The following is a 7,733-nucleotide window of genomic DNA, read 5'->3' as shown; positions in this document are numbered from 1 at the left end:
CCGCCACCTCGGCGCCGAGGTTGCCGACCAGGCATCCGCGGGCGAAGCCGCTGTCGACGGTGTCCGCGCCCAGGAACTCGTAGTGCGCCCGAAGCCGCTCCAGCGCAGGACGTCCGGGTGCGACGAGGATCTCGAACCGCAATCCGGCGGCGTAGCGGCTCAACGCCTCGAGGGCGCTCTCCTCCTTGCTGGCGAAGTGGTTGTAGAACGAGCCCTTGGGAGCGCCAGCCGCCGAGGGGATCGATCGCTGGGCCGTCACTGCGCCACCCGTTCTGCTCCGGCACCGGGACCACGAACTCATCACCCACGCCGTCTGCGAGACCTGCGGCGAGCAGGTCCATGCCGAGGACGTCCACCGCGAGGAGATGATCCCTGGCTGGGACCAGTCCGGCCCGGTGCAAGCCCCGTAGACCGTGCGGTGGTTGTTGATCCTGCCCCAGGACGGGCGTGTGATCTCGGCGTGACGTGCCCGCACGTGGTGCCACCGACGTGATCTTGCTCGGACGATGATCGCTAATTCCTGCAAAGGTCGGCCCTGGAGTGAAGACGCATTGATCTGTCCCGATGGCTGGTGGATAGGGGCCTGGCAGTGCAGGGGGCGGTCATGCGGGGGAAGTGCGCGTCGGTGGGCTGGTGGGGGTGAGCAGCCGGGGCGCAATGGCGGCGGTGAGGGTGGCCGTGGTAGCGCTCGCGGCGACGGTGGCCCAGGCAAAGGGCCCCAGGGATGTGCATCCGAAGAAGTGGCTCAGTCCTGGTGTCTGCACGACGGTGAGGAGGGCTGTCGTGGGGAGGGCGGTGATGGCCAGGACGAGGGGGCTGCGCCAGTCGGTGATGAGGGTCTGGCCGAGCTGGGCTGTGATCAAAGCTGCCAGGCCCATGGTGTCGGCTCGGCGGGCACGGCCGGTGAACCGGCCGGTCTGCCAGGCGACGGTCGCGGCCAGGGTGGTCGTGGTGCCGCGGATGGCCAGCAACCGGGCCAGGGCGGGTCCCATGAGGGCGGGGCGGGCTGGTCCATCGCGGTGGTGCTAGCGGCCGTGGTGCGGTGGGCCAGGGCGGGGAGCATGTCGGTGAGGAGGTTGACCAGGAGGAGCTGGCGGGTGCCCAGGGGGGCCCGGCCGGCGAGTGCGGCGGCCTGAGGTAGGTTGTATCCGCACAGTGAGGTCCGCTCAATCGAGGACATCGTCTCGCCGCGTACAAGATGATCTGCGGCCCCGTCCGATGGTCCGCGCGCTCTGGTGCTCCCGTCTCGCGAGTCGAGGCGGAGGCGTTCGTACGCCCGTCATAGGATCCGTGCGCGTGGCAGACACTCGTGAAGAACTCGTGGAGATGCAGCGTGCCGCCGACCAGGCGCACAACCGGGTCCTGGAGCTACGCGACCAGTACGGGCCGCCCGCACAGTTCGAGTGGACCGAGTCTCAGAGCGCGACATACGAGACCGCGTGGCGCGCCTAACGCGACCTCGCCCGCGATCTGCAGGCCGCCGTCACTGAGCATGCCGAGGCGGAGGGGCAGCCGCGGAACGAGATCGAGGCCGACGTAAAGAAGGCCGCGCGGCACGCGGAGGACGACCTCCCTTTAGGGGCGTACCTAGACCATCCCGTGCTCATGGCGGTTCAGGTCAGCCATCGGGCGGCCGTCGCTGCCGACCAGCTCGCCGCCAAGGTGTCCGGCGTGCGTCATTCCCGTTCGTCGTACGGCCAGGATGGCGGCATCGTCGGGGAGGGCCCCGCCGGTGTGGGCCAAGAGATCCCGCTGGACGTATTCAATGAGCGTGTCGGGATGGCACTTGGTCCACAGGCCGAGTCGTTCTTCCAGTGGGTAGAAGGTCCCGCTGCTGTCGCGGGCCTCCACGAGACCGTCGGTGTGCAGCAGGAGTGTGTCACCGGCATCGAACGAGAACGTGTGAGAGGTGCGGATGTCCTGTGCCAGCCCGCACAGGCCCAGGGGCGGCGCTGGGGAACTCGGGACACTCGTCACCTTCCCCTGGCTGATGAGCAGCGGTGGCGGGTGCCCGCAGCACGTCAGCCGCGCCACAGAGCCGTGGTCGGGGATGTCCAGCAGCAGCGCGGTGATGAAGTGCTCTTCAGCCTCGTCGTCTGACCCCAGGAACTGGGCGGAGTAGCGGCTCGCGCTGCGATCCAGGGCGCCGGCGAGGGCCGGTAGCGTGTCGTGCTGGTGGGCGGCCTCTTGAAATGCGCCCATCAGCGCGGCCGCCTCACCGACTGCGGCCAGTCCCTTTCCTCTGACGTCGCCGATGAGCACGCGAGTGCGGTCGCCCGTGCGAGCCACGGCGTACAGATCACCGCCGATACAGGCTTCTTTCGCGGCAGCCAGGTACATGCACGAGAGGTGTAGGGAGCCGAGCCGGCGGGGCAGCGGGCGTAGCAGTGCCCGCTGTGCGGCCTCGGAAACGGATCGCACCTGGGCGAGCTCCGCCCTGCGCCGGTCACGCACCAGGCAGACGATCACGGCCAAGATCGAGAGGATTGCAAGCCCGGTGATCTGGCAGATGTGGTTGGGCGTGGTCAGGCCCCCGTGGAACACGGCGATGACTACCTGAGCCGCCACGGCCAGTGCACCGATGAGCCCGGTCAGCCACGCCCCCCCGAACGCCACGGTGATGGCAGGAGCTACCACGAGCAGCGGACCGAGGTGGACGGTTTCCGGAGTCTGGATGTCCACCACGGTGATCGTAATGATCAGCCCGATGGGGAGCAGCACCAGCGCTCGGCTGGCGTGCCGCCGCTGCCAAGTGAAGGCAGAGCGCTGCTCAAGGTGCATATGTCCAATGTGCACCTTCCGCCTGCAAGGCGCCGCATATGGACAGCGCGGACAGCAGAGCACGACTGCCCTTAGCTCCGCCGTGTCGACAGCCGGGGGACCTCGTCGCGGTGTCGGCGGAGGATCGAACAGGATGGCAGCCGCCTACGGCTCGTCCGACCAGGTCGTCAACACGGTGTCGTCCTGCTCATCGGTGAGGGTGACACGGGCGTCGGGCATCGTGCCGTACTTGCCTATCCAGCTGGTGAATTGCGGTCCGCCACGGCGCGGTCGTTCCGCAAGCTGTGCACGACCCGGCGGCCGGCGGTGGTGAGGGCGAGGCGGTAGCGGCGGCGCGGACACGCCGCACAGTGCCCCGGGGCGCGCGGCCCCGGGGCCGCGGGCTCATGCTACGGGGGTCTGGCAGACCCTCCGTAGCGCGTGCCCCGGGTTGAAGGGGCCTCTACCTGGCCTTCTTCTCCTCTGGCCTCATGGAGGTGTCCCCGCTCCGGTCGTCAGGGCCGGAGGATCCATCTAAGGGAAGAACCATGAGCAACCCCACCCCCGGCAACAAGGTCGTCCTCATCACCGGGGCGTCCAGCGGCATCGGCGAGGCCACCGCTCGCCACCTGGCTGCCTGCGGCCACACCGTCGTCCTGGGCGCCCGCCGCGCGGACCGCCTCAAGCAGCTGGCCACCGAGCTCACCGACGCGGGCCACGAGGCCGACTACGCGGAACTGGACGTCACCGACCTCGACAGCGTCAAGGCCTTCGTCGACGGTGCGATCGCCAGGCATGGGCGCGTCGACGTCCTGGTCAACAACGCCGGCGTGATGCCGCTGTCCTACATGGCTGACCTGCGTATCGACGACTGGAACCAGACCATCGACGTCAACCTGCGCGGGGTGCTGCACGGCATCGCGGCCGTCCTGCCCGCCATGAACGAGCGCCGGTCCGGCCACATCATCAACGTCGCCTCCACCGCCGCGTACCGCTCGGACCCGACCGGAGTCGTCTACTGCGCCACCAAGTTCGCCGTCCGTGCCATCTCCGACGGGCTGCGCAAGGAGAGCACCGACCTGCGCGTCACTCTCGTCAGCCCCGGCCTCACCCGCACCGAGCTCACCCAGTCCGGTGGCGACGACCAACTGCAGGGTGCCGTGCGCACCGCGCTCCAGGACGTCGGGATCGACGCCAAGGCGATCGCCGAGGCCATCGGCTACACGATCGGCCAGCCGAACGACGTCAACGTCAGCGAGGTCATCGTCCAGGGCACCGCGTCCGTCTGACATCCGGCCGCCCGGCCCTCTGACAACCATCCCTGAACGAGCGAAGAGACACAGCAATGACTCGGCAGTTTGCAGGAAAGACCGCGTTCGTCACCGGCGGCGGCAGCGGTATCGGCCGTGCATCCGCCCTGGCCCTGGCGGCCGACGGAGCACTGGTCACGGTCGCCGGCCGCACCACCGATACCCTCAAGGAGACCGTCCGCCTCATCGAGGCCGCCGGCGGCTCGGCCCGCTATGTCGTGGCCGACGTGACCGACGAAGCCCAGATCGAGCATGCCGTCCAGGACGCGACCGCGGGCACCGGCCGCCTGGACATCGCCTTGAACAACGCGGGCTACGACGGCGAGTACCAGCTCACCAAGGACTACTCCAGCCAGTTGCTCGACCGCATGATCGCGCTCAACGTGCGCGGCATGTTCCTGTCGATGAAGCATGAGCTGCGGTACATGACGGCCCAGGGCTCGGGCGCGATGGTGAACATGTCCTCCGGTGCCGGGCTGATCGGCGTCCCTGGGTTCTCCGGCTACGCCGCCACCAAGGCCGCCGAGATCGCCATGACCAAAAGCTCCGCGCTCGAGGTCGCAGACCAGGGCATCCGCATCAACGCGGTCTGTCCCGGCCTGGTGGACACCCCACTGATCGCGGATCTGGACCCGGAGTACCGGGCGTCACTCGGCGCCTCCCACCCCCTGGGTCGCATCGCGCGCGCCGAGGAGATCGCCGACGCGGTGGTCTGGCTCGCCTCCGACAAATCCAGCTTCGTCACCGGCATCGCGCTGCCCGTCGACGGCGGCTACAGCGTGCCGTAACTCTGGCCACTCAGCCTGGACAGCGCTGTCCGACACCCATAAGGGGGCCCGGCGTCATCACATGTCGGGCCCCGCGGGACCGGGAGGCCCAGCGCCACCCGTCAGGGGCTGCCCCCCAAGTCCTTCACCGGGTCAGTCGACGAGCCGCCGCAGGGCCTGCTGCGACGTCGACCCGGGCTCGACGGTATACAGGCCAAGCGTCTGATCCGCCTCCCCCATGGGCGTGAACGCCTCGAAGCCGAGCGTCAGCTCCCCCACCAGCGGATGCTGATAACGCTTGACCCCGTGCTTGGGCAAGAACACCTCGTGGTCCGCCCACCACCGGCGGAAATCCCGGTCTGCCGCGGACAGCTCGTCCACCAGTCGGGTCAGCTGCGGATCGTGCGGATGATGACTGGCGTACAGGCGCAGCATGCCGACAATCTCCCGGGCCGTCTCGTGCCAGTCGACGTACAGGTCACGGGCCGCCTCGTTCAAGAACATGTACCGCGCCATGTTCCGCTCCTCAACCGGCAGGGCGTCGAAATCGAGATACAAGGCACGGGCGGCACGGTTGCTGGCCAAGACATCCAGACGGTGCCCCAACAACAACGCCGGGACCTCGCTGATGTTCTCCAACGCCCGGACCAGCCCGACCCGCGCCTGCTGCTCCGCCACCGCACCCGGCCGTCGCCCGACCGCCTCGGCCAGCGCGAACAAGTGGTCCCGCTCCGCCTCGTCCAACTGCAAAGCCTGGGCCACGGCCCGCAGCACCGACTGGGACACACTCGCGCTGCGTCCCCGCTCCAGCCGCACGTAGTAGTCGACACTCACCCCCGCCAGCTGGGCCACCTCCTCACGCCGCAGCCCCGGCACTCGACGTGCACCCGGCATCGGACGAATCCCCGCCTGCTCCGGCGTGATACGAGCCCGCCGAGTCCGCAAGAACTCCCGAAGATCAGCCTGGGGCCCGCGCTCGCTCATGGACGTCCCGTGCTAAGCATGGGCACCGGCGTCCGGCAGATGCCACTGATGTGGCGCGATCAGGTCGCTGACGGCCGGGTCCGGGCCCCATGAGCCGGCGGCGTACGGCTGGGGCGGTGGTGGGTTCTCGAGCAGGGGGGTCGATGCCGCCCAGATGTGCTCGATTTCGTCGGACCGGGTGAACAGCGACTGGTCGCCGAGCATGGCGTCCAGGAGCAGCCGTTCGTAGCCTTCGAGTTCGTGCTTCTGGCAGAAGGAGTCGGCGTAACGGAAGGTCATCGTCGCCGGTGCGAGTCGCATGGTGGGGCCGGGTTCCTTAGCGAGGAAGCAGGCCGCGATCCACCCGGGGTCCCCGAAGTCGATCACTATCTTGTTGCCCGTGTTTTTCTCGTGGTGTGGGAGATCGGTACGGAACATCCTCAGGGGCGGCTCGCGCAGGCCGAGGGTGATCACCTCGCGGTGCTGTGCGAGGTTCTTGCCGGAGCGCAGGTGGAACGGCACTCCGGCCCACCGCCAGTTGTCCACTTCCAGCCGTAGCGCGGCGAACGTCTCGGTCTGCGAATCCGGTGTGACACCTGGTTCGTCACGGTAGCCCTCGTACTGTCCGCGTACGACGTGGGCGGGTTCGATGGGGCGCAGCGCCTCGAAGACCTTGGCTTTCTCGTCACGCAGTGCCTGGGCGCCGAGCGAGACAGGTGGTTCCATGGCCACGATGCCGAGCACTTGGATCAGATGTGTGACGATCATGTCCCGGAAGGCTCCAGTACGTTCGTAGAAGCCTGCGCGGCCCTCGAGGCCGAGCGTCTCGGGTACGTCGATCTGCACGTGGCTGATGTGGTCCCGATTCCAGATGGGTTCGAACAGGCCGTTGGCGAAGCGGAGGGCGAGGATGTTGTCCACCGACTCCTTACCCAGAAAATGGTCGATGCGGAAGACGCGGGATTCGTCGAAGACGGCGTGGATCGTCTTGTTGAGTGCTCGCGCGGAGGCGAGGTCGGTGCCGAAGGGCTTCTCCACGATCACCTTCGCGTTTTCCGCCAAGTCGGTGTCGCCAAGCATCCCGATCATGGATCCGAACGCGGAGGGTGGGACGGCCAGGTGGAACAGTCTGCGCGCCTGCCCGCCGAGGGAGTCCTCCGCTGACCGTACGGCCGCGAGCAGCGGGCCGGGATCTTCGGGCTGGGCGGCGCCGAAGGACAGTGACTCCTCGAAGGATTCCCACTCCGGCCCGGACGGCTGGGACCGTCCGAAGGTGGCGACGGCATCGTGCGCGTGTTTGCGGAACGCGTCGTCGCTGAGCGCGGACCGAGCGGTACTCGAGCCCACGATGCGGTAGCCGTCCGGGAGGAGGCCTGCCCTGGCGAGGTGGAACAGACCTGGGAGCAGTTTCCGCTTTGCGAGGTCGCCGGTGGCGCCGAAGAGCACGATCACGTGGTTGTCCGGGCGTGTCACGATCGGCTCCTCTTCTCGGCGTGTCCGATTCCAGCCCTGGGACCCGGGCGAATTCGCCGACAGGAATCTGTCCGCCATGCACGGCGAGTTCGGTGGATGCCATGCCGATCGGGATCCCGGGGTGCGTCCCCGCACAGTCCTCGAACCGTGCTCACCGACAGCGTGTCCAAGTCGCTCATCGCCACGCCGTCCTGCGTGCTCTCGATGGATTGCCCACGCTTGCGCGCCGCGTCGACGAGCCTGGCCGACGAGGACGGGAGGAGAGCCGCGGCCCCGCGAGGAGGCAAGTCAATAATTCCGGAAGGACCACCTACACAGGTCACACGGTTGAAGGCCGGGCTGAACGACTCACCCACTCTGGTCAGCCTAGGATCGCCCATGCCCACACTCAACTTGAGTCGGTTCGCCCGCCGGGCAGGGCCGCTCAGCGAGGGGCCCTCGGCGAAGGTCGTCGCCATCC

Annotated in this window: 7 protein-coding genes and 1 pseudogene; 3 read left to right on the top strand and 5 right to left on the bottom strand. The window is 68.3% G+C overall.

Annotated elements, in window-relative coordinates; all coding sequences use genetic code 11:
- Together BZY54_RS50670 and BZY54_RS00665 are read right to left on the bottom strand one after the other, a co-directional pair.
- Positions 1–259 (bottom strand): annotated as a pseudogene (locus BZY54_RS50670) (TetR/AcrR family transcriptional regulator); the annotation flags it as partial.
- A gap of 343 nt (positions 260–602) precedes the next feature.
- Entirely contained in the window at positions 603–992 is a 390-nt protein-coding gene (locus BZY54_RS00665) for a hypothetical protein (RefSeq protein ID WP_086722355.1), read from the bottom strand.
- Between the two features lie 304 nt (positions 993–1,296).
- Here BZY54_RS00665 and BZY54_RS55225 point away from each other — a divergent pair, with 304 nt between their 5' ends.
- Entirely contained in the window at positions 1,297–1,452 is a 156-nt protein-coding gene (locus BZY54_RS55225) for a hypothetical protein (RefSeq protein ID WP_425276246.1), read from the top strand.
- A gap of 135 nt (positions 1,453–1,587) precedes the next feature.
- Here BZY54_RS55225 and BZY54_RS00655 read toward each other — a convergent pair whose 3' ends face one another.
- On the bottom strand, positions 1,588–2,781 hold the full coding sequence (locus BZY54_RS00655; protein WP_086722354.1) for a PP2C family protein-serine/threonine phosphatase: 1,194 nt from the start codon (positions 2,779–2,781) through the stop codon (positions 1,588–1,590).
- A 527-nt stretch (positions 2,782–3,308) separates the two neighbouring features.
- Here BZY54_RS00655 and BZY54_RS00650 point away from each other — a divergent pair.
- Positions 3,309–4,049, top strand: coding sequence for an SDR family oxidoreductase (locus tag BZY54_RS00650; RefSeq protein WP_086722353.1), 741 nt, complete (start codon positions 3,309–3,311; stop codon positions 4,047–4,049).
- A 56-nt stretch (positions 4,050–4,105) separates the two neighbouring features.
- The gene (locus BZY54_RS00645; protein ID WP_086722352.1) at positions 4,106–4,858 is read left to right on the top strand and encodes a glucose 1-dehydrogenase; all 753 of its coding nucleotides are present in this window, start codon (positions 4,106–4,108) and stop codon (positions 4,856–4,858) included.
- 132 nt (positions 4,859–4,990) lie between these two features.
- On the opposite strand, the gene BZY54_RS00640 is transcribed toward BZY54_RS00645, so the two are convergent.
- Positions 4,991–5,821, bottom strand: coding sequence for a helix-turn-helix transcriptional regulator (locus BZY54_RS00640; RefSeq protein WP_086722351.1), 831 nt, complete (start codon positions 5,819–5,821; stop codon positions 4,991–4,993).
- 12 nt (positions 5,822–5,833) lie between these two features.
- Complete coding sequence (zwf, locus tag BZY54_RS00635) at positions 5,834–7,273, bottom strand: glucose-6-phosphate dehydrogenase (protein ID WP_244216877.1); 1,440 nt, start codon at positions 7,271–7,273, stop codon at positions 5,834–5,836.
- Positions 7,274–7,733: the final 460 nt, after the last annotated feature.

This window comes from Streptomyces carpinensis (genome assembly GCF_002154505.1).
Lineage (GTDB): Bacteria > Actinomycetota > Actinomycetes > Streptomycetales > Streptomycetaceae > Streptomyces > Streptomyces carpinensis.
The sequence above is the reverse complement of the archived record's forward strand: the minus strand, read 5'-3'. Positions and strand labels throughout refer to the sequence as shown.